The 26,107-nt window shown below is 62.2% G+C and carries 19 protein-coding genes and 4 pseudogenes; 11 read left to right on the top strand and 12 right to left on the bottom strand.

The window, feature by feature from the left end:
- Positions 1-36 precede the first annotated feature (36 nt).
- The 9 genes from NP534_RS04955 (at position 37) to NP534_RS04915 (ending at position 13,099) form a co-directional block, all read left to right on the top strand.
- Entirely contained in the window at positions 37-984 is a 948-nt protein-coding gene (locus NP534_RS04955; protein WP_274097970.1) for a LysR family transcriptional regulator, read from the top strand.
- Positions 985-1,018: 34 nt separating this feature from the next.
- Positions 1,019-1,984 (top strand): LysR family transcriptional regulator, encoded by a 966-nt coding sequence (locus NP534_RS04950; RefSeq protein WP_274097969.1) that lies wholly within the window; start codon positions 1,019-1,021, stop codon positions 1,982-1,984.
- Between the two features lie 164 nt (positions 1,985-2,148).
- Entirely contained in the window at positions 2,149-3,690 is a 1,542-nt protein-coding gene (locus NP534_RS04945; RefSeq protein ID WP_274097968.1) for a UxaA family hydrolase, read from the top strand.
- 35 nt (positions 3,691-3,725) lie between these two features.
- On the top strand, positions 3,726-5,306 hold the full coding sequence (locus NP534_RS04940) for an aldehyde dehydrogenase (NADP(+)) (RefSeq protein ID WP_274097967.1): 1,581 nt from the start codon (positions 3,726-3,728) through the stop codon (positions 5,304-5,306).
- A gap of 16 nt (positions 5,307-5,322) precedes the next feature.
- Positions 5,323-6,393: an Ldh family oxidoreductase gene (locus NP534_RS04935; RefSeq protein WP_274097966.1), complete on the top strand. Its 1,071-nt coding sequence runs from the start codon at positions 5,323-5,325 to the stop codon at positions 6,391-6,393.
- A 26-nt stretch (positions 6,394-6,419) separates the two neighbouring features.
- Positions 6,420-7,637 (top strand): fumarylacetoacetate hydrolase family protein, encoded by a 1,218-nt coding sequence (locus NP534_RS04930; protein ID WP_274097977.1) that lies wholly within the window; start codon positions 6,420-6,422, stop codon positions 7,635-7,637.
- A 99-nt stretch (positions 7,638-7,736) separates the two neighbouring features.
- Positions 7,737-9,044, top strand: a complete 1,308-nt coding sequence (locus NP534_RS04925) for an MFS transporter (protein ID WP_050506068.1) — start codon at positions 7,737-7,739, stop codon at positions 9,042-9,044.
- 147 nt (positions 9,045-9,191) lie between these two features.
- Positions 9,192-10,841 carry a VRR-NUC domain-containing protein gene (locus NP534_RS04920; protein WP_274097965.1) on the top strand — a complete coding sequence of 550 codons (1,650 nt, stop codon included), beginning with the start codon at positions 9,192-9,194 and terminating at the stop codon, positions 10,839-10,841.
- Positions 10,838-13,099, top strand: a complete 2,262-nt coding sequence (locus NP534_RS04915; protein ID WP_274097964.1) for an ATP-dependent DNA helicase — start codon at positions 10,838-10,840, stop codon at positions 13,097-13,099. Before NP534_RS04920 ends, NP534_RS04915 begins: the two co-directional genes overlap by 4 nt.
- A gap of 35 nt (positions 13,100-13,134) precedes the next feature.
- Here the strand turns inward: NP534_RS04915 and NP534_RS04910 are convergent.
- Positions 13,135-13,347, bottom strand: a pseudogene (locus NP534_RS04910) (transposase); the annotation flags it as partial.
- Here NP534_RS04910 and NP534_RS04905 point away from each other — a divergent pair.
- A pseudogene (locus NP534_RS04905) lies at positions 13,273-13,572 on the top strand (transposase); the annotation flags it as partial. The pseudogenes NP534_RS04910 and NP534_RS04905 overlap by 75 nt on opposite strands.
- Positions 13,573-13,959: 387 nt before the next feature.
- Positions 13,960-14,349: pseudogene (locus NP534_RS04900) on the top strand (IS3 family transposase); the annotation flags it as partial.
- Here NP534_RS04900 and NP534_RS04895 read toward each other — a convergent pair.
- The 11 genes and pseudogenes from NP534_RS04895 to tssC form a co-directional block, all read right to left on the bottom strand.
- Positions 14,326-15,084, bottom strand: a complete 759-nt coding sequence (locus tag NP534_RS04895; RefSeq protein WP_274097976.1) for a DUF2169 domain-containing protein — start codon at positions 15,082-15,084, stop codon at positions 14,326-14,328. The pseudogene NP534_RS04900 and the gene NP534_RS04895 sit on opposite strands and share 24 nt — an antisense overlap.
- 47 nt (positions 15,085-15,131) lie before the next feature.
- Positions 15,132-17,102 carry a type VI secretion system Vgr family protein gene (locus tag NP534_RS04890; RefSeq protein WP_274097963.1) on the bottom strand — a complete coding sequence of 657 codons (1,971 nt, stop codon included), beginning with the start codon at positions 17,100-17,102 and terminating at the stop codon, positions 15,132-15,134.
- Between the two features lie 73 nt (positions 17,103-17,175).
- On the bottom strand, positions 17,176-17,691 hold the full coding sequence (locus NP534_RS04885) for an Hcp family type VI secretion system effector (RefSeq protein WP_274097962.1): 516 nt from the start codon (positions 17,689-17,691) through the stop codon (positions 17,176-17,178).
- A gap of 132 nt (positions 17,692-17,823) precedes the next feature.
- Positions 17,824-18,540: pseudogene (gene icmH / locus NP534_RS04880) on the bottom strand (type IVB secretion system protein IcmH/DotU); the annotation flags it as partial.
- A gap of 173 nt (positions 18,541-18,713) precedes the next feature.
- Positions 18,714-20,057, bottom strand: coding sequence for a type VI secretion system baseplate subunit TssK (tssK, locus tag NP534_RS04875; protein WP_274097961.1), 1,344 nt, complete (start codon positions 20,055-20,057; stop codon positions 18,714-18,716).
- Between the two features lie 46 nt (positions 20,058-20,103).
- Complete coding sequence (tssJ, locus tag NP534_RS04870) at positions 20,104-20,898, bottom strand: type VI secretion system lipoprotein TssJ (protein ID WP_274097960.1); 795 nt, start codon at positions 20,896-20,898, stop codon at positions 20,104-20,106.
- Positions 20,895-21,452, bottom strand: a complete 558-nt coding sequence (locus NP534_RS04865; protein WP_274097959.1) for an FHA domain-containing protein — start codon at positions 21,450-21,452, stop codon at positions 20,895-20,897. Before NP534_RS04865 ends, tssJ begins: the two co-directional genes overlap by 4 nt.
- Positions 21,449-22,465 carry a type VI secretion system baseplate subunit TssG gene (gene tssG / locus NP534_RS04860; protein WP_274097958.1) on the bottom strand — a complete coding sequence of 339 codons (1,017 nt, stop codon included), beginning with the start codon at positions 22,463-22,465 and terminating at the stop codon, positions 21,449-21,451. Before tssG ends, NP534_RS04865 begins: the two co-directional genes overlap by 4 nt.
- A complete protein-coding gene (tssF, locus tag NP534_RS04855) occupies positions 22,429-24,195 on the bottom strand; it encodes a type VI secretion system baseplate subunit TssF (RefSeq protein WP_274097957.1) in 1,767 nt (588 codons plus the stop codon). Before tssF ends, tssG begins: the two co-directional genes overlap by 37 nt.
- A 3-nt stretch (positions 24,196-24,198) precedes the next feature.
- On the bottom strand, positions 24,199-24,609 hold the full coding sequence (tssE, locus tag NP534_RS04850) for a type VI secretion system baseplate subunit TssE (protein ID WP_033697204.1): 411 nt from the start codon (positions 24,607-24,609) through the stop codon (positions 24,199-24,201).
- A complete protein-coding gene (tssC, locus tag NP534_RS04845; protein WP_274097956.1) occupies positions 24,606-26,096 on the bottom strand; it encodes a type VI secretion system contractile sheath large subunit in 1,491 nt (496 codons plus the stop codon). Before tssC ends, tssE begins: the two co-directional genes overlap by 4 nt.
- Positions 26,097-26,107: the final 11 nt, after the last annotated feature.

Below are 26,107 nucleotides of genomic sequence, written 5' to 3'. Positions count from 1 at the left end.
AATCGCCAATTCCTAAGTAGGGATATCGAAATTGATATGTCTCAGATGCCCCCGAACACGCCGCCGCTGACGCAATCTCTCGGCACATTGAAGATTTCCAGCCGCCAGATCACCTTGCTCAACGCACTGGGCGAATTTGGCAATCTGCGCCGCGCCGCTGCGGCCATGCACACCACGCAACCGGCGGCCAGCCTTCTGTTGCAGCAACTGGAAGAACGCCTGGGCGTGCGCCTGTTCGAGCGCCTGCCGCGCGGCATGCAGCCGACGCTGTATGGCGAGGTGATGATTCGCTATGCGCAGAACGCGCTGCACGAGTTCGAGCATGCCCAGGCCCAGATCGCCGAGCTGGCCCGCGGTGCCTCGGGCCTGGTCCGGGTGGGCAGTGTCATGGGGCCGGTGCCCGGCCTGCTGACCAAGGCGGTGCTGGCCTACAAGCGCGACCACCCAAAGGTGCGGATCTCCCTTGAAGTCGGGACCAGCGACACCTTGCTGCCGGCGCTGTTGCGCGGTGATTTCGACATGGTGGTCGGGCGCCTGCCAGACCAGAGCGACAGCCAGGACCTGAACATCGAACTGTTCGAAGGCGGTGAGCAGATGCGCGTGATCGCTCGCGCCGGGCACCCGTTGGCCAATGCCAAGGCATTGCAGCTGGCAGACCTGGTGGCCCTGACCTGGATCCTGCACCCCATCGGCAGCCCCATGCGCCGGCGGGTCGAGAGCGCCTTGCAGGCGGGCGGCATGGTGCAATCGCTGGACATCGTCGAAACCGCCTCGATCCTGGCCACCACCGCCATGCTCGAAGCCTCCGAAATGATTGCCGTGGTGCCCAACGATGTGGCCCAGCACTACGCGCGCTACGGCATGGTCGCCATCCTGCCGGTGGAGTTGCCGATCAGCATGGCCAACCTGGGCTTGCTGACCCTGCGCTCGCGGCCCAATTCCGTGGCCCTGGACCGCTTGCTGCAGTACCTGCGGGCGCAATAGCCATGCCTTCACACCTTTTCGAGGTTGCCCTCTGATGCCGTCGGACATTACCCATTCCAGCTTCTGCAACTGGGTCCGCTTCAAGCACCTGGTGCTGATCGACACCCTGGCACGCACCCGCAACATGCACGCCACCGCCACCCGCATGAACCTCAGCCAACCGGCCCTGAGCAAGATGCTGCGGGACCTGGAAGAGCAGTTCGGCTTCGCTTTGTTCGAGCGCCTGCCACGCAGCATGCCGCCTACCGAGCTTGGCGAGTACGTGGTGCGCTACGCCCAGGGGGTGCTGGCCGACTCGCAGCAGTTCGTCGACCAGGTCAACCGGCTGCGCAAAGGCGGGCATGGGTTTATCCGGGTTGGCGGTATCTTCGCGGCTACCCCCGTGGTGCTGCCCCAGGCGATTGCCGCCATCAAGGCGCGCAGCCCGTTGCTGTCGATCGAAGTGGTGGAGCACTCCAGTGACCATCTGCTGGCCATGCTGGAGCAGAACAAGCTCGACATCATGATCGGCCGCTTCACCGAGGAGCGCTTCAGCCAGTTGTTCGATTATCAGCCCCTGGAGCCCGAGCCCTTCAGCCTGGTGGTCAACAGCCACCACCCACTCAATGCCCTTGCCAGCACCCCGTTGGAGGCCCTGGGTGACTGGCCTTGGGTGCTGTACCCCGTGGGTACGCCGATCCGCAACCGCCTGGAGCAGGCGTTCAGGGTTGCCGGCATTGCCACGCCGGCGGACAGCGTCGAGACCATTTCGATGCCGATGTTCCTGCAGTTGCTGCAGTCCGGCCCGATGATCGCCATGCTGCCCAGGTCGATGGTCGCCGCGCAACTCAACAGCGGCCAGTTCAAGGAGTTGCAAAGCCCCTTGCACTTGCCGGCACTGGAATACGGCATCGTCACCCGCAAGGACGAGCCGCTGACCCCGTCGGCCCGGGAGTTCGTCGACATTCTGCTCGACTTCGCGCAGCAACGGCGTGACGCGCCAGGTGCGCCAAGCGATTGATAAATGACCGCTGAGAGGCGTTATCGATAACCCAGGGTTATCGCGTGATCGGATCATCTCATTGGGAATGTTGCGCAAGGCTTCTTACAGTGGTCGCAGATTCGCCCGGCATCGAACGGGCGTCGCCATAACAAGAAGTCAGCCGCACCGCCCTGAGAGGTCCCATGCAACTGATTGCCCGATCCGGTGACCTTGCCGTCATCCGCCTCAACCCGCTGGACAACGTCCTTATCGCCCGCCAGGCCTTGCCTGAAGGCCTGCACCTGGACGCCGAGGCGATCACCGTGCGCCAGGCGATCCCCTCGGGGCACAAAGTGGCCACGCAGCGTGTGGAACAGGGCCAGCCCCTGCGCCGCTATGGCCAGATCATCGGTTTTGCGTCCCAGCCCATCGACGCTGGCGACCATGTACACGTCCACAACGTGCAGATGGGCGATTTCGCCCGTGACTATGCCTTTGGCGTCGATGCCCGCAGCACGCCGAGCCGTGAGGCGGTGTTCGAGGGCATCGTGCGTGCCGACGGGCGGGTGGCCACCCGCAACTACATCGGCATTCTCACCTCGGTGAACTGCTCGGCGACCGTGGCACGGGCCGTGGCCGACCACTTTCGCCGCGATATTCACCCCGAAGCCCTGGCCGACTACCCCAATATCGATGGCGTGGTGGCATTGACCCACGGCGCCGGCTGCGCGGTCGACCCCTCTGGCGAGGCGCTGGGCTTGTTGCGTCGCACCCTGGCGGGTTACGCCGTACACGCCAATTTCGCTGCCGTGCTGATCATCGGCCTTGGCTGCGAAACCAACCAGATCGAAAGCCTGCTCGAAACTCAGGGGCTGACCACCAGCACCCAGTTGCGCGCCTTTACCATCCAAGGCATCGGTGGCACCTCGAAGACCATCGCCGCCGGCATCGAGCAGGTCAAGGGGCTACTGGCCGAGGCCAACCAGGTGGAGCGCGAGGCGGTCAGTGCGCGCCACCTGATCGTCGGCCTGCAATGTGGTGGGTCCGATGGCTACTCGGGGATCACCGCCAACCCGGCGTTGGGCAATGCCGTCGACCGCCTGGTGGCCGCCGGTGGTACGGCGATCCTTTCCGAAACACCTGAAATCTATGGCGCGGAGCACCTGTTGACCCGTCGCGCGGTCAGCCGTGAGGTGGGCGAGAAGCTGGTCGCCCGCATCCACTGGTGGGAAGACTACTGCCAGCGCATGAATGCCGAACTGAACAACAACCCTTCGGCCGGCAACAAGGCCGGTGGCCTCACCACCATCCTCGAGAAGTCGCTGGGCGCGGTGGCCAAGGCCGGTTCCAGCAACCTGGTCGATGTCTACCAGTACGCAGAAGCGGTGCGGGCCCAGGGCCTGGTGTTCATGGACACGCCAGGCTACGACCCGGTCTCGGCCACTGGCCAAGTCGCTGGCGGCGCCAACCTGATCGCCTTCACCACCGGCCGCGGCTCGGCCTACGGCTGCGCGCCGGCACCGTCCATCAAGCTGGCGACCAACAACCGGGTGTTCGAGCACCAGGAAGAAGACATGGACGTCAACTGCGGTGGCATCGCCGATGGCTCCACCAGCATCGAAGAACGCGGCGCGTACATCTTCGAACAGATGCTGCGCATCGCGTCCGGCGCGCGCAGCAAAAGCGAACAGCACGGCTACGGGCAGAACGAGTTCGTGCCCTGGCAGATCGGCGCCGTGACCTGATCGACAGCCCATTCCTGATTTTTGAGGCAACCCCTATGCACGTTAGCGGATACAACTTCATTGCCGGCCAGCGCAGCGCTCGGGGCCAGACCCTGGTCTACAGCGTCGATGCCCACACCGGTGAACGCCTGCCGGTCGCTTTCCACCAGGCTACCCTGGCCGAGGTCGATAACGCCGTGAATGCTGCCACTGCGGCCTTCCCGCTGTTTCGCAACCTGGCATCCGTGCGCCGCGCCGAGTTCCTGGAGGCCATTGCCGACGAGCTCGACGCCCTCGGCGAAGACTTCATCGCCTTGACCTGCCAGGAAACGGCCCTGCCAACGGCCCGTATCCTCGGCGAGCGCGGCCGTACCAGCGGGCAGATGCGCCTGTTCGCCCAGGTGCTGCGCCGGGGTGACTTCTATGGCGCCCGCATCGACCAGGCGCTGCCTGCCCGTACGCCTCTGCCACGCCCTGACTTGCGCCAGTACCGCATTGGCGTAGGCCCGGTGGCGGTATTTGGGGCCAGCAACTTCCCCCTGGCGTTCTCCACGGCGGGGGGGGACACCGCAGCGGCCCTGGCGGCCGGTTGCCCGGTCGTTTTCAAGGCCCACAGCGGCCATATGGCCACCGCCGAGCGGGTCGCCGAGGCCGTGACCCGGGCCGCTGAACGCACCGGCATGCCGGCCGGTGTGTTCAACATGATCTTCGGTGGCGGCGTTGGCGAGGCACTGGTCAAGCACCCTGGCATCCAGGCAGTGGGCTTCACCGGTTCGCTCAAGGGCGGGCGTGCGCTGTGCGACATGGCGGCGGCAAGGCCCCAGCCGATCCCGGTGTTCGCCGAAATGTCGAGTATCAACCCGGTGCTGGTACTGCCTCAGGCCTTGGCCAAACGTGGCGCGCAACTGGCCAAGGAACTCACCGCTTCGGTGGTGCAGGGCTGTGGCCAGTTCTGCACCAACCCGGGCCTGGTCCTGGGCATTCGCTCACCGGCGTTCAATGCTTTCATCGAGCAGTTGGCCGGGCACATGGCTGACCAAGCGCCACAGACCATGCTCAACGCCGGCACCTTGAACAGCTACGGCAAAGGCCTGCAGGCCTTGGCTGCCCACCCGGGGGTGAAGCGGTTGAGTGGCCTGGCGCAACAGGGTAACCAGGCCCAGCCGCACCTGTTCGAGGCCGCTGTCAGCCTGCTACTGGAGCAGGACGAGCTGCTTCAGGAAGAAGTGTTCGGCCCTTGCACGGTAGTGGTTCAGGTAGCCGACGACGCCGAGCTGCTGCGTGCGGTCGCGGCCTTGCGCGGGCAATTGACCGCCACGCTGCTGGCGGACGATGCGGACCTCGCGGGCTACGGCCATCTGCTCGGTGCGTTGGAAGAGAAAGTCGGTCGCGTTCTGCTCAACGGCTACCCCACCGGGGTCGAGGTGAGCGATGCGATGGTGCACGGTGGCCCGTATCCGGCCACTTCGGACGCCCGTGGTACCTCGGTCGGCACCCTGGCCATCGACCGCTTCCTGCGCCCGGTGTGCTACCAGAACGTGCCGGATGCCTTGCTGCCCGCCGCCTTGCAGAACGCCAACCCGCTGGGCATCCAGCGCCTGGTCGATGGCAAGCCAAGCCGCGCGGCCCTGAACTGATCGTGGAGTGCCAGGCATGACTCAAACCAGACGCTACGACGTGCAGGCAATCACTGCATTCGTCGAGCAACTGTTCGAAAAAGCAGGTGCCGATGCCGAGGTCGCCCAGGTGGTGACCCAGGTGCTGCTCGAAGGCGAATTGCTGGGCCATCGCACCCATGGCCTGAACCTGGTCAGCCGCTATATCGGCGGCATGCTCAGCGGGCAGGTCAAGGCGCAAGCCCAGGCGCTGGAGCAGGTGTCGGACAGCGGGGTCTCCAGCCTGTTCGACGGCCATTACCTGCTCGGCCCGTACTGCGTCAGCCGCGCCCTCGACTGCGCGGCCACAGGGGCCAGTGCACAGGGCATCGGCATTGCTGTGGTGCGCCGGGCCGCGCACATCGGCTGCCTGGCAGCGTACCTGAAACCCTACACCGACCGTGGCCTGGTGGCCCTGGTGTATTCGTCGGACCCGTCGGTGGGGCTGGTCTGTGCCCATGGCGGGGTCGACCCGGTGTTCACGCCCAACCCGATTGCCGCCGGCATACCGACCCAGGGCGAGCCGATCCTGCTGGATGTGAGCATGTCCACCGTGACCCTGGGCCTGGTCGGCCAGTGCCGTGATGCCGGCAGCAAGCTGCCGCAACCGGTGCTGATGAGTAACGACGGCCAACTGAGCGATGACCCGCGCGACTTCTTCAGCCAGCCGCAGGGCAGCATCCTGCCGCTGGGCGGCCAGGCCTTTGGTCACAAGGGCTTTGCCTTGGCGATTCTGGTCGAGGCGCTGACCTCGGGGCTGGCCGGCCATGGCCGCAAGGACGCCCCGGACCAGTGGGGCGCGTCGGCCACCGCCGTGGTCATCGACCCGCGCTTTTTCGGCGGCCTGCAAGCATTCACCGACGAAACCAGCTTCCTCGGCCAATTGGTCCTCGCCAGCCGCCCGGTAGACCCCGAACGCCCGGTACGCCTGCCAGGGCAGGCCGGCCTGGCCTTGCGCCGACACGCGCTGGAGGAGGGGGTGAGCCTGTCGGCGCACGTGCTCGATGACCTCGACCAGTTGGCTGGGCAGTTGCAACTGGCGCCACTTTCGCAGGCGCTGGCTCAATGAATGACAATGACAACAAGGGTACCCACATGACCGACCAATCGAATGCAACGCCACCGCTGCAACTAAGCCACGACATCGCCGTGTTCGACAGCGGCACCTGGGTCGGCCGGGTCTGGCTGCCCGATCAGGGCCCCGCCGTGGTGCTGGCCAAGGCGGGCGCCGTGCACGATATCAGCGCCCATGTAGCGACCGTTTCGGCCTTGCTCGAAGTGGCCGACCCGGTTGCTTATCTGCGCGCGCTGCCGTTGCCCGAGGCGTTGATCGCTCTGCCGGCGTTGCTGCGCAACAGCGACCCCAACCAGCGTGACGCACGTTTGCCCTGGCTGCTGGCGCCGATCGACCTGCAAGCGGTCAAGGCCGCCGGTGTGACCTTTGCCGCCAGCCTGCTGGAGCGGGTGGTGGAAGAGCAGGCCAAGGGCGACCCGGCCAAGGCCGATGCCATCCGCGACACCCTGGCCAGCCGCATCGGTGCGGACCTCTCGCAGATCATACCGGGTTCTGCCCAGGCCGAAGCGCTGCGCAAGGTGCTGGTGGAGCAGGGCCTGTGGTCGCAATACCTGGAAGTGGGCATTGGCCCGGACGCCGAAGTGTTCACCAAGGCGCAGCCGCTGTCGGCGGTCGGGCATGGCGCCGACATCGGCATCCACCCCAAGTCCAGCTGGAACAACCCGGAGCCGGAAGTGGTGCTGGCGGTATCGAGCGACGGCAGCATCAAGGGCGCCATGCTGGGTAACGATGTCAACCTGCGCGACTTCGAGGGGCGCAGTGCCTTGCTGCTGTCCAAGGCCAAGGACAACAACGCCTCCACCGCGCTGGGGCCATTGCTGCGCCTGTTTGATGAAAGCTTTGGCCTGGACGATGTGCGTAACGCCGAAGTGGACTTGCGTGTCGAAGGCCAGGACGGCTTCATCCTTTCTGGCCGCAGCTCCATGCGCCAGATCAGCCGTGACCCGCAAGACCTGGTGCAGCAGACCCTCAACGAAAACCACCAGTATCCCGACGGGCTGGTGCTGTTTCTCGGTACTCTGTTCGCCCCCAAGCAGGACCGCGACCAGCCCGGCAACGGCTTCACCCACAAGCCAGGCGACCTGGTCGCCATCAGCAACGCGCAACTGGGTACCTTGTGCAACCGTGTGACCACCAGCGACCAGGCGCCGCAATGGGGCTTCGGCCTGCGCGCGCTGATCGACAGCCTGAGCCGGCGCGGCCTGCTCGAAGCAGCGGTGACGGCACGCCAGCCTTGACGGCTGCCGTGCCCCAGGGATGAACGCAACAGGATAGATGGACCGCCAAGGCGCTGAAGGCGCTGCAACAATAATAATAAAGGCCACCCAATGAACCCTATGAAGAAGTATCAGCGCCTCACCGTTGTGTTCCTGCTGTTGATCGGCATCGTCAACTACCTGGACCGCAGCGCGCTGTCGATCGCCAACACCTCGATCCAGAAAGACATGATGATCAGCCCCTCGCAGATGGGCATTCTGTTGTCGGCGTTTTCCATCGCCTACGCCTTTGCCCAGTTGCCGATGGGCATGATCATCGACCGCCTGGGCAGCAAGATCGCCCTGGGCGCCTCGTTGCTGGCCTGGTCGGTGGCCCAGGCCACTTTCGGCATGGTCAACAGCTTTGCCGGCTTCATGGGCCTGCGTGTGTTGCTGGGGATTGGCGAGGCGCCGATGTTCCCGTCGGCGGCCAAGGCCTTGTCCGAATGGTTCGATGCCAATGAACGCGGTACCCCGACTGGCATCGTCTGGTCCTCGACCTGCCTGGGCCCATGCCTGGCGCCGCCCTTGCTGACCCTGTTCATGGTCAATTTCGGCTGGCGTGGCATGTTCATCATTACCGGCCTGATCGGCGTGGTGCTGGCGCTGTGCTGGCTGACCTTCTACAAGAGCAAGGCGCAGTACCTGGCTGAACTCGCCGCCGAAGGCAAACCGCTGCCGAACGCGCACAAGCAATCGCCAGCCACGGCCATCCCGCAGGCGGCGAAGCCTTCGTACTTCGCGGGCTGGCTCGACCTGTTCAAGCACCGCAGCACCTGGGGTGCGGTACTGGGCTTCATGGGCGTGATCTACATGCTCTGGTTGCACCTGACCTGGTTGCCCGGTTACTTCGAACGTGAGCACGGGCTGGACCTGTACAAGACTGCCTGGGTGGTGTCGCTGGCCTATGGCTTCGGCGCGGCGGGCACGATCGTAGCCGGGCGCTTCTGCGACCTGCTGGTCAAGCGGGGCATGAGCATCCTTGGCAGCCGCAAGTTCAGCGTCATCACCGGCCTGGTGCTGGCCGCGCTGTTCACCCTGCCGTTGTCCTACGTCAGCGGCCTGACCGGCTGCGTGATCCTGCTGTGCCTGGCGCTGTTCAGCATCAACATGGCCAGTGCCACCGCCTGGATGATCGTCAACACCATCGTCGACAGCCCACGGGTGGCGTCATTCGGCTCGATCCAGAACTTCGGCGGCTACATTGCAGGCTCCGTGGCACCGATCGTCACCGGCTTCAGCATTCAGTACTCGGGCTCGTTCAACACGGCGTTCATGATCAGCGCGATCGTGGCGCTGTGCTCGGCGGTGGCCTACTTCCTGCTGCTGAAGGCGCCGATCGGCAGTGCCAAGGTCGAGTCGGGGACGCTGGCGGGTGTGACCGAGTAATCGATCGGGCGTGCGCAGATCCCTGTGGGGCGGCCTTTCGCGACGCAAGTCCGCCCCCCATACAACATAACGGACCTACGGCTATTGCCAGGTCCGGCTATCTGTATGTATAACCAGTATCCATTCTCCACTGCCCGACCTCGCCCCGTGATTGCCCATTCCGTCGACGACCCGTTCTATTACCTGCACAACTTCCGCCAGGTGCTGTCATGGGTCGAACAGCGCTATGACGACCTGCTCGACGAGCAGGAGCTGGCGTTCATCCAGGCCTTTGCCCAATTGGACAGCTGCGCCCAGGCCCTGATGGTGCGTATGGTCATGCGCAAGGGCGAGCTGTTTCGCAGTGACAAGCTCGTGTACGCCGAAGTCGGCGATACCGAGCAGGCCTTGCAGCCGCTGCAGGCCTTGGGGTGGGTGCGGGAGCCTGCACAATTGGCGCTGGAACAGCTGTTCACCATGCTGCGCAAGGACGAGTTGGCGCAGTGCTTCGCCGGGCAGTTGAGCCGCCCACGGGCCGCCAAGCACGACCTGCTCGCACAGCTGCAACCCCTGGGGCTCGCGCCCCGGCCGTTGTCACAGTGGTTTGCCGACAGCGACGTGCGCGTCTTCCAGTGGTGCCTGCAACCGTTGTGTGACCGCATGCGCCTGTTGTTCTTCGGCAACCTGTACCAGGACTGGTCGGACTTCGTACTCGCCGACCTTGGCCTGTTGCGCTACGAGCGCGTGCCTTTCAGCAGCGATTCGCGGGCCCTGCGCCATCGCGCCGAGGTCGACCTGGCCATGGCCTTGCACCAGTGCGCCGAGCGGCTGGAGCAAGGTGACGAGCCGCTGTCGATCCTCAACGCGATGACAGGGCTGCACAGTGTCAACCCCTGGTTGGCCCGGCGCCATGCCCGCCTGCTGTTCGCCCTGGGCCAGCAATGCGAACGCCAGGGTGACTGGGACCAGGCCATGGCCGTGTATGGCCAGTGCAGCCATGCCCAGGCGCGTATCCGCCAGGTACGCGTGCTGGAGCGCAGCGAACAGTGGCCACAGGCACATGCGCTTGCCCTGCAACTGGCTGCGGCCCCGGCCAACGCGCTGGAGGTGCAGGCGCTCGAACGCATGCTGCCGCGCCTGGCGCGCAAGCTCGGCGGGCCGCCGCAACGGCGCCAGCGCGCTGCGCAACTGCAACTGATCGAGCTGGTGCTGCCCCGCGAGCACGCCGCCCTGGGCGTCGAGGAGGCCGTTCGCCAACACTTGGCCGAGGCCGGAGGGCAGGTTCATTACGTGGAAAACACGTTGTTCAACAGCCTGTTCGGCCTGTTGTGCTGGGAAGCGATTTTCGCGCCGGTACCGGGCGCGTTCTTCAACCCGTTTCAGGCCGCCCCCCAGGACTTGCACGACAGCGACTTCCAGCAACGGCGCAGTGCCCAGTTCGAGCGCTGCCTGGGGCGGTTAGACGATGGCAGCCATCGCCAGGCTATTCTCGACTGCTATGCCGCCAAGCAAGGCCTGCAGTCGCCGTTCGTGTTCTGGCCCATGCTCAGCGAAACCTTGCTTGAACAGGCGCTGGCCTGCCTGCCGCCCGCCCATCTGAAGCAATGCTTTCTGCGGCTGTTGCAGGACATCCGCAACAACCGCGCCGGCATGCCCGACCTGATCCAGTTCTGGCCCGAGCAGGGCGGTTATCGCATGGTCGAGGTCAAGGGGCCGGGCGACCGCCTGCAAGACAACCAGTCGCGCTGGCTGGAGTTCTGCCGTGCGCAGGGCCTGCCCGTTGCGGTGTGCCATGTGCGCTGGAGCGAGGCGGCGTGAGCTACAGCGTAGCCGTGCGCGCCTTGTGCGAGTTCAGTGCCAAGGTCGGCGACCTGGACCTGCGCTTCACCCCATCGCCCACCGCCCAGGAAGGCATGGAAGGGCATCGGCGGGTGGTGGCGCGGCGCGCCGCCGACTATGAGTCGGAAGTTGCCCTCGAAGGCCAGTTCGAAAGCCTCAGGGTGCGAGGCCGCGCCGACGGTTACGACCCCAGCTGCAATCGCCTGGAAGAGATCAAGACCTACCGCGGCGACCTCGCGCGCCAGCCGGCCAACCATCGTCAGCTGCACTGGGCGCAGGCCAAGGTCTATGCCTGGCTGATGTGCCAGGCGCGGCAATTGCCGGCCATCGATGTGGCTTTGGTGTACCTGGACGTGGACAGTGACGGCCAGACGCTGATCAGCCAGCACCACAGTGCTGCCGAGCTGCAAGCCTTCTTCGAGACCCAGTGCCGGCGCTTTCTGCGCTGGGCCGAGCATCAGCAACAGCGCCTGGCCGAGCGCGACCGCAGTCTGCAGGCCCTGGGCTTCCCCTATGCACAGTTTCGCCAGGGCCAGCGCCAGTTGGCCGAGACCCTGTACAAGGCGGTGAGCACAGGCCGCTGCCTGATGGCGCAGGCCAGTACCGGCATCGGCAAGACGCTGGGTACCTTGTTCCCGTTGCTCAAGGCGATGGTGCCGCAGCAACTCGACAAAGTGTTCTTCCTCACCGCCAAGACACCGGGCCGGGCGCTGGCGCTCGATGCCATGCGCCAGATTACCGATGCCACGCCGCAACCGGCCTTGCGCACCCTGGAGCTGATTGCCCGTGACAAGGCCTGCGAGCACCCCGACAAGGCCTGCCATGGCGAGTCCTGCCCCTTGGCGCAGGGTTTCTACGACCGCCTGCCCGCTGCCCGCGAGGCGGCGGCAGGGTTGCCCTTGCTGGACCGTGCCCAGCTGCGCGAAGTGGCCTTGGCGCATCAGGTATGCCCGTACTACTTAGGCCAGGAAATGGCCCGCTGGGTGGACCTGGTGGTGGCCGATTACAACTATTACTTCGATGCCCATGCCTTGCTGTTCAGCCTGGCCCAGGCCAACCAATGGCGGGTGGCGGTGCTGGTGGACGAAGCGCACAACCTGGTCGAGCGCGGTCGAGGCATGTACAGCGCCAGCCTGGATCAAGGCCAGTTGCTTGCCTTGCGCCAGAGCAAGCCACAAGGGTTGAGCAGTGCGCTGGACCGCCTCAACCGGCAGTGGAACGCGTTGTACAAAGAGCAGCGGGCGCCGTATCAGGCCAGCGAGCAGTTGCCGGATGCCTTCTTGCGTGCCTTGCAGCAATGCATCGGGCTGATTCAGGAGCGCTTGAATCAGGCACCTGCCGAGGTGGATGCGCAGGTGCTGCAGTTTTTCTACCAGGCGTTGCAATTCAGTCGGGTCGCTGAACTGTTCGACGAGTATTTCATCTTCGACATTACCGTGCGCGACAGCCTGCGCAAGCGGCGGCTGGCGACCCTGTGCCTGCGCAATATCACCCCGGCGCGGCTGTTGGCGCCTCGCATGCAGGCGGCGCGCAGCGTAACGCTGTTTTCCGCCACGCTGAGCCCACGGCATTTCTACAGTGACCTGCTCGGCATGCCGGCCGACACGGCCTGGCTGGAAGTGGCGGCGCCGTTCCGCGCCGAGCAGCTCGAAGTGCGCATCGCCAGCCAGGTGTCGACCCGTTATCGTGAGCGCCACGCCTCGCTGGCACCGATTGTCGAACTGATCGCCGAGCAGTATCAGCGCAAGCCCGGCAACTACCTGGCGTTTTTCAGCAGCTTCGAATACTTGCAGCAAGTGGCCGCTTTGTTGGCTGAGCGTTACGGCCACATTCCGCACTGGGCCCAAGCGGCGGGCATGGATGAAGCGGCGCGTCAGTCATTTCTCGATCGTTTTGTACTGGACGGCTGCGGCGTTGGCTTTGCGGTGCTGGGCGGGGCGTTTGGGGAAGGGGTGGATTTACCCGGCACACGGTTGATCGGGGCGTTTGTCGCCACGCTCGGCCTGCCTCAGGTCAACCCCGTCAACGAACAGTTCAAGCAGCGCCTGGGGCGCCAGTTTGGCGCCGGTTTTGACTATGCCTATCTGTACCCAGGCGTGCGCAAGGTCATTCAGGCGGCGGGCAGGGTCATACGCGGGGATCAGGACCAAGGCGTGCTGGTGCTGATCGACGAACGCTTCGCCGAGGCGCGGGTGCAGCAGATGTTTCCCGGATGGTGGCAGACGGCTATTAACTAGTGTGGTGTTTCAGAAATAACGCTCATAATTTCCATCCGCTTGATCCATTTCTCACTCAACGTAGAGAAAAAGCGCTCAACCCTATTCAACCAAGACGCCGACGTCGGTGTGAAATGGACCTGGTAGCGCGGGTGTGCTGCCAGCCAAGCTTTGATCTTGTCGGTCTTGTGAGTCGCATACTCGAGAAACACGAACTGGCTGCTGGCATCCTGGCCGTGATCAATGGCTATGTGGGTGATCAAGGCCTGTCGTTGCGCCAAGGTACCATCGTCGATGCCACGCTGATCAATGTGCCGAGTTCGACCAAGAACAAGGACGGCAAACGCGACCCAGAAATGCACCAGACCAAGAAGGGTAACCAGTACTACTTCGGCATGAAGGCGCACATCGGTGTCGATGATGAGTCGGGTCTGGTGCACAGCGTGGTGGGCACGGCGGCCAATGTGGCCTATATCACCCAGGTCGACAAACTTCCTGCGGAGGTTTCGAGATTGTAATTCTTCACTTCAATGCTACTTCCGGGTTTATATTGCTCTGGTCGAACACTTCCCTTTGTTCCGTAAGGGACTTCCATTCTATCTTTGAATGAAATTTGGGTGCGATAGTTGTCTCCCTCAAGTTTATTGGCTACATCGGTTTCTGAATCACGCCAGCTTGGACGTTCAGGTGGTGAAGGCTTGTTGTCGGCGGATCCTTTAATTTTCGCCCCGTCTCGGTAGGGGCCGTTTGGCTTGGCAGCGGGAGGGGAGGGTACCCTCTGTATTGATTTTTCCGCTGTCGTTAGCGTACTAGCGCTTCTCTTTATTGCTTTTCCCCGCCACCAATATCGCTCTAGGGGCGTCGAGGCATTTGTGGCCAAGAACCTGCTCGAACGCAACTTCGAGCCAACGGCCATCAATCAGGTTTGGTGCGGCGACGTTACCAGCCTGATGGTCGGGAAGCGTTGGTATCACTTGGCCGTAGTCATTGACCTGTTTGCCCGTCGGGTCGTTGGCTGGGCATTTTCTCTGGTCAATGATGCCAACCTGGTCACCAAGGCTCTGAGAATGGCAGTGGAAGTTCGGGGCGCCCCTGCGGGTTTGATGTTTCATTCGGATCAAGGCTGCCAATACACCAGTCAACGCTTCCAGTCTGAGCTGCTTGGACATGGCATAACCCAAAGCATGAGCCGCAGAGGCCAATGCTGGGACAACGCACCAATGGAGCGATTTTTCGGCACGCTCAAGTCAGAATGGGTGCCTGCCAAGGGCCGCCCCGGCACTTTCTCTGCTTTCAGCATGCAGCTGCACAACCTTTGCCCTGAGCGCATCACGCTCGGTATTAGGTTTTGAGCGGCGATACGCCCAGTCATAAAATGCGCTGCGGGAAACACCCAGAGCACTGCAAAGCAAGCTGGTATAGATAAGGCTGCTTCCGCCGAACGCATACTCCCACTGCAGCGGTACGGATAGAGCTGGCTCTGGATCGGTGAGGGACCAACCGAAGAACCTTTTTTCAAATCGACGTGGGCCACAGAAGCGAAGGTGCTTATCCAGGAAGACCTGTCGGCGCGGAGCAGTCGCCATGCGGTGCTCGGCTTCCCGCTTTGCGTCACGCCAGGCGTACAGCTGCTCTTGTGTCAGCGGAGCGCCCGGGCGCCATGGTTTTGGAGGGTCCACGTGCAGCACCGGCCGCAGTGCAGGGGCGGTCAGGCGGACCCCCGCCTCCCAGAATTCGGTCGGGTTGCCTCCGGGCGCATGCGCATGCCCATTGATGATTACATCGCAGCGAGGCTTGAACGGGGCGAGGTCACTTTCCTCACGAACGCTGCTGTGGCCCTCTTCACCCCAGTAGCGGTCGGCCCGGCAAAGCGGCAAGGGGTCTCGATCCATGACCGCAGCAGAGAATTGCCCTAGTGTCTCTCCTACCGGCTGAAGGCGATAGCCAACTTTCATGGCGATGACGGGATGTTCGGCGTGCTGCAGATCCAGTGCACTGAAGCACATGACGTCAAAGGGCGTCAGGTTGCGAAATTCCATCTTGGGTTACCCCTTCAGTTGAGATCGACATCCTTGCCGCTGATTTGCACAGGCCCTGTGGCACTGAAGTCAAAGTTGCTGCCGTTGATCAGCACGGTGCCGTCGGCCTTCATCACCAGCGTGGATTTGCCCACCGTGATGCTCAGTTCATCGCCGGCCGTGATGCTGAACCGGTTGCCGACTATCACCGACTTGTGAATGCCCACCTGCTCGCTTTGGCTGAGCCCGACGGTGGTATTCATTGCCGCGCCGACGCTGGTCTGGTACCCGGCCCCAATGGTCAGGGCCTTGGCCAGCGTGATGGTTTCCGTCTTGTTGGCGCCGATACTGATGGACTCGTTGTGGTCGACCCGTTCGCTGCGGTCATTGCCGACGAAGGTGGTCTCGTTATGCTTGACGACGTTGTTCTGGTCTTTCTCGGCGTGGATGAACACCTCTTGCCGCCCCAGCTCATCCTCAAACCGCAGCTCGTTGAACCCATCCCCCTTGTGGGTCTGGCTTTTGATGGTCATCCGGGTCTTGTGGTCGGGCAGGTCGTAGGGCGGCAGCTGGTTGCCGCAGTAGGTTCGCCCGGTGATCATCGGTTGGTCGGGGTCTCCGTTGACGTACTGGATGATCACGTCCTGGCCGATCCGCGGGATGGCCATCGCGCCCCAGCTGCCACCCGCCCAGGCTTGTGAAACCCTCACCCAGCAAGAGCTGAACTCGTTGTTCAGGCTTTCGCGGTCCCAGGGAAAGCTGACTTTCACCCGGCCCCACTCATCGCAATAGATCTCTTCTCCTTTCGGGCCGACCACGGTAGCCATGTGTGGGCCGTCAACGCGTGGTTTTGGCAGTGGGGTAGGGCGCCATTCAGTGCGACCGGGGATCAGCACTGCGGTCTGTTCGTAGCGCGTGCTTACATCGGAGCCGGTAGCTTCTTCCTGCAGGCTGGTGAACTGGCTCCCTTTATGGGTAACGGTGTTCACCCGCCAATGCGCATTGAGGTCGTCTCGGGGGTGTCCGGTCAGCGTGAAGCTCAGCCCTGGTTGTAGGCGAACATCGTCACCCTCAACTTCGGCGACTCGCACATCGTGGCGCAGCGCGGTGATGCGGTTTTCAGTGAACGGTTTGCCCACGGCATCGCGCTTGTAGCGGCCGGGGTAATCGAAATATTCGTACTCTTTGGACTGATGTTCCAGGAAGGGCCCGGCGGCTCTGTGCTCCTGGCGGTAGGCGGGGTTGGTAAAGGTGTAGTCACGCTGCACCTGGCGAGCGGTGCGCACCTGCTCGCTGTAGCGCAAGCGACGAAGGCAGGGTATGGGTTGATCGCCACCGCTGTTGGCTTGGTAAAGCACGCTATTTGGGTCTACAGGCTCGTCGCCATCAAAGAAGCCCTCGTCTTCCTCCTCGCCCTTGATGGTCCCATGGCTGATCAGCCCGAATGATTGCAGCCGATCGGTAATGATCAGCTTGTGCAGCTTTTCACTGTGCGCAAAGCGGTAGACGAAGCCTTCTTCAGCAGCCAGGCGGGCGATGAACGCCAGGTCCGTCTCACCGGCCTGAACGCAGAACTCGCGGACCTGATGGTCCATGCTGGCGCGCAGTTCGTACTGGTTGATGCCCTGGCGCTGGAGCATCAATTCAAGAATTTGCGGGACGGTCTTTTGTTGGAAGATGCGCCAGTTTGAGCGCAGATTGGCACGGGCCAGTTGAGGCTCGACCAGCGCGTCATAGTAGGTGCGGTAGAAGCCACTTTCAGCCTGGCTGAAACGACTGACCAGACCGTGCACGTAGCGCACTGGGCGTGCCCCTTCCCAGATGGTGAAGAGCACGGGTTTGTCGAGCAGGTGGCCGAAGTCGATATCGTTTTCAAAGCTGATCAATTTCAGCTCCAACTCGAAGGGCGTGCTGATCCCCTCACGGAGTTCGAACGACACCACTTCGAATTCAGCTTGGCCAACCAGGGGTTGGAAGCTGTAACGCAAGTCAGATTGGCTAGGCATGAGAAGTCCTTGTCCGCCGTCTGAGGTGACACAAAGTCCGGGCAGGTAACCCCGCCCGGAGCATTCGCAACTGTCAGGCGGCTGGTGCGCGCCAGTCATCCGAGCCAGCGGTACCGGCTACACCGTGTTCCCACATGATCTTCCTGTAGGCCAGTGCCACCTCGATCAGCTGCGTATAGTTTTCGTTCTCCTTGTCTTGAGCGTGGGGCAGGACGGTATTGATGCTAACGATGGTTGCATCCTCAAGCTTTGTCGTGAAAAAGTGCTCTTGTTTGCCTTCCGTCGAGGTGCGGTACCAATTGACTTCGACGGTCGGCAGCATTTCGCCGGTGGCCAGCGCTTGATACATCAGCGGCGTGGCTTTGTTGAGCGAACTGGTGAACTTGAACGGCTTGTGTACGCGCTGACCGCTGGGTTGGCCGCTTTGTGGATCCGTGGGCGTAGTGACCTCATGATTGATTTCCTGCACAAGGATTTCATCCTCATGGCCTTGTTGGTAAACATTACCAACGGAGTCGGCGGTGAATGCGCCAGCGGTAATGTTGCCTTGAGTTTGGCCAATGATCTTGATGTAAGCGGGTGTTGGCATGGCAGTCTCTCCTGCGTCCATGTGGATAAACACGCGCACTCGGGGTGGCGTGGCCATCGGGAACGATGGGCTTGTCAACGAAGCAAATGCCTCGTCAATTCGTTGAATTCAATTGCATCGGTTGCCGGCTGTTTACTGCTGCAAAATGCCGTTGAGCGACTCCAGCACTTCGGTGGTAATCAGGTGCAGGCGGTAGCTGTAGATGCCGTAGGCCACCGCCAGGGCAATGGCGGAAATCACCAGCGGGCTCCACCACGGCCATTGCCGGTTCATGCGGAAATTGCGTGGGGCGACGTTGGTGTAGGGATCGCCGACCGATTCCGGCACTGGGCCGCGCAGTTCGCGGATGATCCCGTGAAGTTGGTGAATAAGCCCATTCAGTGACTCTTCGCCTTTCGGCGCGATGGCGTACTTGCCCTTCAGGCCCAGGCATAACGCGAAGTACATGAACTCCAGCACGTCCTGGTAACGCTTGGGCTCCTGCATCAGGCGCGAGAGCACCGTGAAGATCTTCTCCCCACCCCAGGTTTCGTCGTGGAAGATGCTGAGCAGCGGTACCTGGCTCCAGCAGCTGGCCTTGCCCCAGGGCCTGTCCATGACTGCTTCATCGATGAACAGACACAGGCCGTAGGAATAGGCCAGCAACTGAGTGGGTTCGTAACCGTGCTGGCGTATCTCCTCGCGAATGTTGTCGATCTGGTTGCGTACCTGTTGGTGCACGTCCTTGATGTTGGGCAACGCGTCCAGGGTACGCAGGCGCATCACCAGGCCGAACAAAGGGGCTGCAGCATCCAGCATCAGGTTTGCAAAGCCGCCTCGCAGCTGGAAGTCTGGGTCGGCCGCATACCCTAGAAATTCGTTCTTTCCATTGCTGGCATTCTCATTGGCTTCCTCGTTTCTCCTCCCACTTTCTTCTGACTCAGAATGAGTGCGTGCTTGCGCTTCCTGAGCCTTGCTCTTGGCTCGTCGAATCGACGCCACGATGTTTTGACTGATATCGTCCTCATTGGCGTGGCCCTCTATCATTTTTGTTCCCCTCTAATTGCCCAGAACTGCAGCTCAAGCCCAGGGAACTCACCCGCAACATGGATACCGAAGCCATTGGAGGTCTTCATGCCTGCCCAGGTCGGGTCACGACGGTCCAGCTCGAAGTAGATGAAGCCTGCATGGAAAGGCAGGTCCCGCGGCGCCACAGGCAGCGGCACCAGCGGAATACCTGGCAGTTGCAGCGGCACGGCCTCGTTCAACGATTCCAGCGCAACGATCTTGCCCTTCTGCACGAACATCTGGCGCAACGTTTGCGGTGGCAGATTGGCGCGCACGGCCAGGATGAAATCGGCTTGGTCGATCAGGCGACGGTCTTCCAGTGTGGTCGTCATCACCCCGTACTCCAGCGTCTCCAGTGGCAGCGAAACGGCGCGGGGTTGCAGGACCGTGCTCAGTGCCCGGCGCAGGGTGTCTTCCAACGGCTTGAACGACGTGCGCAACGCCGTGTGGTGATAGGCAGGGTATTCCTGCGCCAGCCGGCTTTCGTCGGTAAACGTCACGAACTCGCCACAGGCTTGACTCATGCACAGATAAAGCTGCTCGGGGTGCGTTTGCCCCTGCCTGGCCAGGTGCTGGAAGCACGGCCACCAGCGGTTCATGGCCTGCAGCAGGTTGAAGTCGCGGATGTCGGCGATGCCGGATTGTCCTGAGGCGCCAATCCGGGCGGCGAGGTTGCGCGCCCGCTCGCGCAGGGAGTTGGTGATCTCCTCCAGAAAGCGTTGCAGCGCCGGCACGGCACGCACTGAAACACTGGTGGGATAAAACCCTTCATCCAGCTGCAAGCTGCCATCGGGGCGGCGCTCCAATATGCGTGCCATGGCCAGCCGTGTGTAAGCGCTGCTATCGTCAGCCTTGCGTTTGAGCTGCAGGTTTGGCACTGCCAAGTCAACCTGCACCAGGTCGCCGTCGGCGCTGTGAGTGTCCTTGATTTCCTCTGCGTGTGCGCGGTAACGGAAGTTGGCGGCATTGTCGGGCCAGCTCACCTCGCGGCCACCTTCGGTACGCAGCGGCAGGCACAGGAAAATCTCGCTGTCTTTGGCGCCGTCGTCCTCGATTTCCAGCGGTGGAGGGGGCGGCAGGTCAGCAGGAATATCAAACACCGTGCCGTCCGGCATGATGCCCCGCGCACGGGTGATGGCGATCTTGCCCAGGCTCAGGTACTCGTCATTCAACTGCAGTTCGCTGAAACCGTAAAAGGCGGCATTCAGGCTACCGAGGCGTTGGTGCAGGGCCGCTTCGCTGGCTCTGGCTGCTTGTTGGAAATGCTGCGGTTTGACGAACAGGCCTTCAGGCCACAAAACGGGATTACGTGAACTCATGAGCGCTCCGTGTCAGCGTGAGTAAGTGAGAAGGACTGGGTTGCCATCAGTCTTCTTCCTTGAGCAGGACCTGCGTGTCGTTGAGCAACACCGACAGGATGATCTGGTGGCCGCGAGGTGGTATGCGCAGCACCTGGCTCCAGGTGGCGTTTTCCTGGGTGCGGTAGTCGGCGATCACCGCAACGAAGCGCGTTTCGGGCTCGAGGGGCGCAAAGGGGATGAACTTGAACTGGCCAGGCCGCAGCAGGTAGTCGTCATCGCGGATGTAGGTGCTGCGCAGCGCCTTCGCCGGGTCCTTGTCCAGCAGTGCGTAGACGCTGTTGCGCAGCAGGGAGTCGTCGCGCAGCTGCAGGATCTTGATGGCCATGGGCGTAGCGACAGGCTCGCTGGCTACAGTGGTGGTATGGGGTAGGGTCAACACCACGGTCGGGTCTTCGTAGCGGCCGGGCGTACTTTCCTCCATGGGCGAACGCGCCAGCTCAGTGTCCTCGTCCACTGGCATTGCGACGGGCGACATTGCCGGGAACTGTTCCTGGAGGTATTCGAGCAGCGTCCCGACTTTCTCGGTCAAAGCGTAAGGGTCGCCAGCGCTTAAGCTGACGGCGTAGGGACTGGGTTCCAGAACGCCAGGCTGCTCAACTGGCACTTCGACGCTGTGAGGGTTGCCGTTGAGCGTCGGGCTGGCGTTGATGCTGAACGCGACTTGGGTGGGATGCTCTTTGATCGCCCCGACGGGCACCGAGGGATCCTTGATCACTTGGCCGATTTTGCTCAGAGCAGTGCAGCCCGAGAGTCCGATCAGTGCCGTCAGTAGAACGACCACGAATGAATGACGCATCATGGGCGTTCTCCTGCAATCAGCTGTTCCAGCGGGTCTTCCTGGGCAGGTCCTGTCACTGTGTTCAGTGCCGCCAAGGGATCGTTGCCGATACCTGGCGCGAAGGCCGAGCAGATGTCTGCGACAACCTGCGTGGCGCCTGAAGTCGGTTGCCGGGCGTTGGCTGGAACCTCTACTAGCCAGTGATCAAGGGTTCGCTGTTCAGGACTGAACAGGTCCTCCAGAGAGCGTGCATCGGCCTGCGCAAGTTGAACCTGTAGTCGATAGGCGCCAACGCGCAGTTGGTCACCCTCCAGCAGTCGCCTGGGGGCGAGCGCTCCCAAGCTGTCGTGGCTGTCGTTCAGGTAGGTCCGCTGACAGCGGTCAATGACGCAGAAGCTGCCCTCGATCCAGCGAATCTCGCAGTGAATCGCTGCAACGGTCTGCTCCCGATCGTTGATCCGCCAAGTGGCGCTGGCGCTGCCGATGGTGCCGCCTGTGCAATCGAACTGGTGTCGGCCAGTGACGTTGTGTTGCAACTGATCAAGGTTGGTGATGCTCAAGGTCAATGTGCTCATGAGCGCCCCCGGAATCGCACGACAGGGCTGATCTGGCCGTGGCGATCATCGACAAAGCTGGTCCAGCCCAAGTAGGCGCCTTTGGTAGGGTGCAGGCAGAAGGGCGACAATGCGTTCTGCTTCAGGCGCAGTTCCAGGTCGTAGGCCAGACCATCACGCAATAGGAAGTCGATCAGAGCACGCAAGCGATTGAAGTTGATGCCGCTGGGCAACAGGTCACGCAACTGTTCCTGATCAAGCTCGCTGATCACGATGGTGAACTTGCTGCTGCGGGTTCGCGTGCGGCTGCCGACCATGAACGAGCTGCCCAGTTCGCCGTTGCTGCGGCCAAGGCTCACCCGTTGCGTGACCATGGTAGGGACGGAGCGTGTTTCGAACTCGCGGATGTGCACCTGCTTCAAGTCGAAACAGTGGGCAATGATGCCGGCGACCGTGCCCGGTGCACGGCTGCGGCTGGCGATGACCCCAGCGAAACTGAGCAACCGGCTCCAGGGCAGCGGGGTGTCGCCGCGCAGCTGTTTGTCGTTCAAGCCGAGCAGGGCAAAGATGTACTGCGAGAAGCCATCGGTCGCGCCCGGCTGGAAGCGGATGTAATAGCGGTACTTGCGCCAGATGCGGTGCAACAGGCTCAGCAGGTAGTGGTTGAAGAAGTCGAAGAAGGCTGGCCGCACACCGATGCCGTGGGCATGCTCGTACGACACTTCTTCCAGGTAATAGGTTGGCAAGGGCGAGTCTGTGCCGTGCAGCCCCATGAACGTGGTGCACACGCGGTAGCGGTCTTCTGCTCCAGGCATGCGTTCGGCCTTGTACACGTCGGACACGGGAAAGGTCAGCCGCGGGTCGCTGGCAAGCCGCACGCGCCGGCGTACGGTGGGGGCTGGCCAACGCGGTTCCAGGTCATCCCCGTGCAAGCCGTGCAGGCGTTCCAGCAACTGGAAGAAGTTGTACTGGTGCGCCTCGGCGAGCAGCTTGTCGGCTAGATCAGCGGTTGTTTGCCGGTCTGGATGGGCCATGTGTAGTGCTCGTTATTGGTGGTGTTGATCACTTCCAGTTGGTGGAAGGAGTTGATGCTGGCGTACAGGGCAAAAAAGTGTGCGAGCACGCAACCGAACAGGTACAGGTCGCCTTCGCAGAGGAATGCGCTTTGATCCAGCTTCAGCCGTGTGCGCAAGCCGCGAATGGGCTGGCCCTTGATCAGCCAATCCAGGGGTTCTGTTTGAACATCGCGGATGCCATCGAGGCGTTTGCGGGTGGTGCGGGTTTGCTGAATGTCATGCAGGGCAGCGAAGTCATAGGCGTTGATGACCGCTTTCAGCGGCTCGGCCGAGAGCAGCGACAGGTAGTTGAGCGACATGTTGGAAATCAGGGCCCACTGCAACTGGCCGTCCAGTACCGGCCGGTAGGGGCGGGTGGGAGGACAGAGGTTGGTGTAGGTGGCCAAGGGCGGCGTGACCTCGGAAGTCACATTGATGTCGTCGACGGTTAACGCCAGCGGCAGGTCGCGGTTAGTACAGGTCAGGTCGATGGACGCAGTTTCCAGCTCGCCGATGTAGGCATTGGCGTCGGCACGTACAAATGCGATGCGGTGCGTGACGCTATCGCCCCGCAATGAGTCTTCGATGCTGTAGCGGTAGTACAGCGCGGTGCGACCTTGCACATGCTCGATTTCATGGGCGAACGACTCGAACGGGCGGAAGGTTCGCAGGTGCTGGCCGGTGCTGCCGTCGGTCGTGGAGCGGGTGCTGATGACCTGATCGACACTGAAGATTTCATAGGCGTGCGGCTGCTCGCCTCGGGGTATAAGCTCGACCTGGGCGTGCCGGCTGGACAGGTCGATAGGCTCTGCGCTGTGGCTGAACAGGTTTACCGCAGGGGTGCAGAACAGGCTGAAGTCGGTGCTGCCGACACGCAGTGAATCAGGTAACTGGCGGGTGAAGTGAAATTCGAGGACGACCTGCTGAGTCGCCTGGTCGGGCCAGACCTTCTCCAGCCCGGTTACGTTGAAGAAGTGGAAACGCTCGGGAAATATGAAGTACTCCTGCAGAATCCGGTAGCCGTCGAAGACGTTCTGTGGGTAAGGCAGCAGCGCTTCGTCTGGATTGAAGCCGGGGAAGACGATGCTGTCGGCCGGCAGCCGGCGGACCTCGCCATTGACTGTCACTGCTACATGCTTGAGGTATTGAGCGATCCACAGGTACAGCGTGCGGGCAGTCTGGATATCACCGCTCAGATGAAACTCAAGGCTCGCGCAGTCCAGGGTGTTCAATGGGCGCTCGACCAAGGTTCGCAAGTCGAGCCGAACCACCGAACTGTCCAGTGTCTGGGTTGCACCCACCGCGTCGATCTCGAATGGATGGATGTCCACCGCCGTGCAGGTGCGAAACTCGCAGGGCACTCCGTCCACGGGTTTGGAAAAGAGCCGTGAACCCCGTGGGATACGATGCGACTGGCTGAGGGACTGCTTGCGCGGCGTAAACTGAATGATCGTGGCGCTTGGCAGAGGCCGCAGGTAATTGGGCCAGAGTAGCTGCAGCATCGGGTGCGTCAGCTCCGGCAGATCGTCTTCCAGCTTGAGCCGCAGCTTGGCCGTGAGGAACGCAAAGGCTTCCATCAGGCGTTCGACATCCGGGTCGCTGCCACCCTTGCCGAGCAGCCGGGCAAGCTGTGGGTTGTCCTGCGCGAAGTCGTTCCCCAATTCATGCAGGTAACGCAACTCTTCGCTGAATCGATCCTTGAGTGACATGGTTCACCTTACGCGGGTGTGGCGGGTGTGGCCGTTGACCAGCAGCTCCAGCTGCAGCTGCTCCGTGTGGTTGTTGACCTGCACGAGGCAGTCCAGCCTGAAATGCAGTTCCAGCGGGGCATGACAATCGGGCATGGCCTTGAGCGTTCGCACGTGCACACGCGGCTCAAAGCGCTGAAGGGTGCGGCGGATGTCTGCGCCCACTTGCTTCAGGAGGTCGCCACTGCTGACGTCGTGCCCGTTGAAGTCACGCAGGCCCAGCTCAGGGCTGCTTTGTGAGCAACCCTGGCGAGCGTTGAGCAACGTTTCCAGGTGGCACTTGATGGCGGCGAACTTCTGGGAAGCGTTCTCCTGCAGGGAGGGTTCGCGGCTAACTGACTGATCCACCTTCAAACGACTGAAAAGACCACTCATTGCGTGTCGAGCCGCCCGACCAGGGAGATCTCGAAGTTGGCACCCATGTATTTGAAGTGTGGGCGCACGGCGAGCGAGACCTGGTACCAGCCCGGGTCACCGGCGACATCCGAGACTTCAACCCTGGCTGCACGCAGCGGGCGGCGGCTGCGCACATCGGCGGAAGGGTTTTCCTGGTCGGCGACGTATTGCTTGATCCATTTGTTGAGCTCGGATTCAAGGTCCCGCCGTTCCTTCCAGCTGCCGATCTGTTCGCGCTGCAGCACCTTGATGTAATGGGCAAGCCGGTTGACGATGAACAGGTAGGGCAACTGGGTGCCAAGCTTGTAGTTGGTCTGGGCCTGCAAGCCCTCAGCGGTTTTCGGAAAGTGCTTGGGTTTCTGCACCGAGTTGGCGGAGAAGAACGCCGCGTTATCGCTGTCTTTGCGCATGGTCAGGGCGATGAAGCCTTCTTCAGCCAGCTCGAATTCCTTGCGATCGGAGATCAGCACTTCGGTCGGGATCTTGGCCTGCAACTGGCCCAGGGATTCGTACAAATGAACCGGCAGGTCTTCGACGGCGCCACCCGACTGTGGGCCGATGATATTCGGGCACCAGCGGTAGCGGGCAAAGCTGTCGTTGATACAACTGGCCAGCAGGAACGCGGAACTGCCCCAGAGATAGTTATCATGCCGGCCGTCGATGTTCTCGTCGTAGTTGAAGCTGCTGATCGGCTGGTCCTGATGGTGGTAGACGGAGCGAAGCATGAACCGCGGCCCGGTCAGGGCCACGTGACGAGCGTCCTCGCTTTCACGGAAAGCCCGCCACTTGGCATGCCGAGGCCCTGCAAAAATATCTTTGATTTCCTTGAGATTGGGCAGCTCTTCGAAACTGCTCAAGTTAAAGAATTCGGGGGACGGCGCTGCGAGAAAGGGCGCATGTGACATGGCGCCCACCGAGGCCATGTAGCTCAGCAGTTTGATGTCCGGTGAGGACGGGCCGAAGTTATAGTCACTCACCATGGCCGCAACCGGTTCGCCACCGAATTGCCCGTAACCGGCGGTGTAAACGTGTTTGTACATGCCACTGGATGTGATATCAGCCGCATGTTCGAAGTCATCGAGCAAATCGGCTTTGCTGACATGCAACACTTCGAGCTTGATGTTTTCGCGGAAGTCCGTGCGGTCGACCAGAAGTTTCAGGCCGCGCCATGAAGACTCAAGCTGCTGGAACGCGGGCTGATGCACGATGGCGTCCATCTGCTTGCTGAGCACCCGGTCCAGTTCCGCAATCATCTGGTCGACGCGGTGCTTATTGATAAGTTGCTCTGGGTCATGGTTTTTGAGGATGTCGGCAATAAAGGCAGATACACCCTGCCGGGCGACCTGATAGCCCTCTTGCGCAGGCACCAGTTTGGTTTGCGCCATGATCTGGTCGAGCAGCGTGGTAGGGCTCAATGTTTCTGCAGGGGTATCAACGGCGACAGTAGTGCTGTTGTGCTTTGGCATGGGTTCGCTCC

This window comes from Pseudomonas sp. 39004, from assembly GCF_028682155.1.
In the GTDB taxonomy this organism is placed as follows: domain Bacteria; phylum Pseudomonadota; class Gammaproteobacteria; order Pseudomonadales; family Pseudomonadaceae; genus Aquipseudomonas; species Aquipseudomonas capeferrum.
The sequence above is the reverse complement of the archived record's forward strand: the minus strand, read 5'-3'. Positions and strand labels throughout refer to the sequence as shown.

Coding starts and splice junctions, on each gene's coding strand:
- NP534_RS04935 (WP_274097966.1), top strand. CDS start 5,323: ATGACTCAAACCAGACGCTACGACGTGCAGGCAATCACTGCATTCGTC.
- tssE (WP_033697204.1), bottom strand. CDS start 24,609: ATGAGTGGTCTTTTCAGTCGTTTGAAGGTGGATCAGTCAGTTAGCCGC.
- NP534_RS04885 (WP_274097962.1), bottom strand. CDS start 17,691: ATGCCAACACCCGCTTACATCAAGATCATTGGCCAAACTCAAGGCAAC.
- NP534_RS04955 (WP_274097970.1), top strand. CDS start 37: ATGTCTCAGATGCCCCCGAACACGCCGCCGCTGACGCAATCTCTCGGC.
- tssK (WP_274097961.1), bottom strand. CDS start 20,057: ATGAGTTCACGTAATCCCGTTTTGTGGCCTGAAGGCCTGTTCGTCAAA.
- NP534_RS04890 (WP_274097963.1), bottom strand. CDS start 17,102: ATGCCTAGCCAATCTGACTTGCGTTACAGCTTCCAACCCCTGGTTGGC.
- NP534_RS04865 (WP_274097959.1), bottom strand. CDS start 21,452: ATGAGCACATTGACCTTGAGCATCACCAACCTTGATCAGTTGCAACAC.
- tssG (WP_274097958.1), bottom strand. CDS start 22,465: ATGGCCCATCCAGACCGGCAAACAACCGCTGATCTAGCCGACAAGCTG.
- NP534_RS04895 (WP_274097976.1), bottom strand. CDS start 15,084: ATGTGCTTCAGTGCACTGGATCTGCAGCACGCCGAACATCCCGTCATC.
- NP534_RS04930 (WP_274097977.1), top strand. CDS start 6,420: ATGACCGACCAATCGAATGCAACGCCACCGCTGCAACTAAGCCACGAC.
- NP534_RS04925 (WP_050506068.1), top strand. CDS start 7,737: ATGAAGAAGTATCAGCGCCTCACCGTTGTGTTCCTGCTGTTGATCGGC.
- NP534_RS04940 (WP_274097967.1), top strand. CDS start 3,726: ATGCACGTTAGCGGATACAACTTCATTGCCGGCCAGCGCAGCGCTCGG.
- tssC (WP_274097956.1), bottom strand. CDS start 26,096: ATGCCAAAGCACAACAGCACTACTGTCGCCGTTGATACCCCTGCAGAA.
- NP534_RS04950 (WP_274097969.1), top strand. CDS start 1,019: ATGCCGTCGGACATTACCCATTCCAGCTTCTGCAACTGGGTCCGCTTC.
- tssF (WP_274097957.1), bottom strand. CDS start 24,195: ATGTCACTCAAGGATCGATTCAGCGAAGAGTTGCGTTACCTGCATGAA.
- tssJ (WP_274097960.1), bottom strand. CDS start 20,898: ATGATGCGTCATTCATTCGTGGTCGTTCTACTGACGGCACTGATCGGA.
- NP534_RS04945 (WP_274097968.1), top strand. CDS start 2,149: ATGCAACTGATTGCCCGATCCGGTGACCTTGCCGTCATCCGCCTCAAC.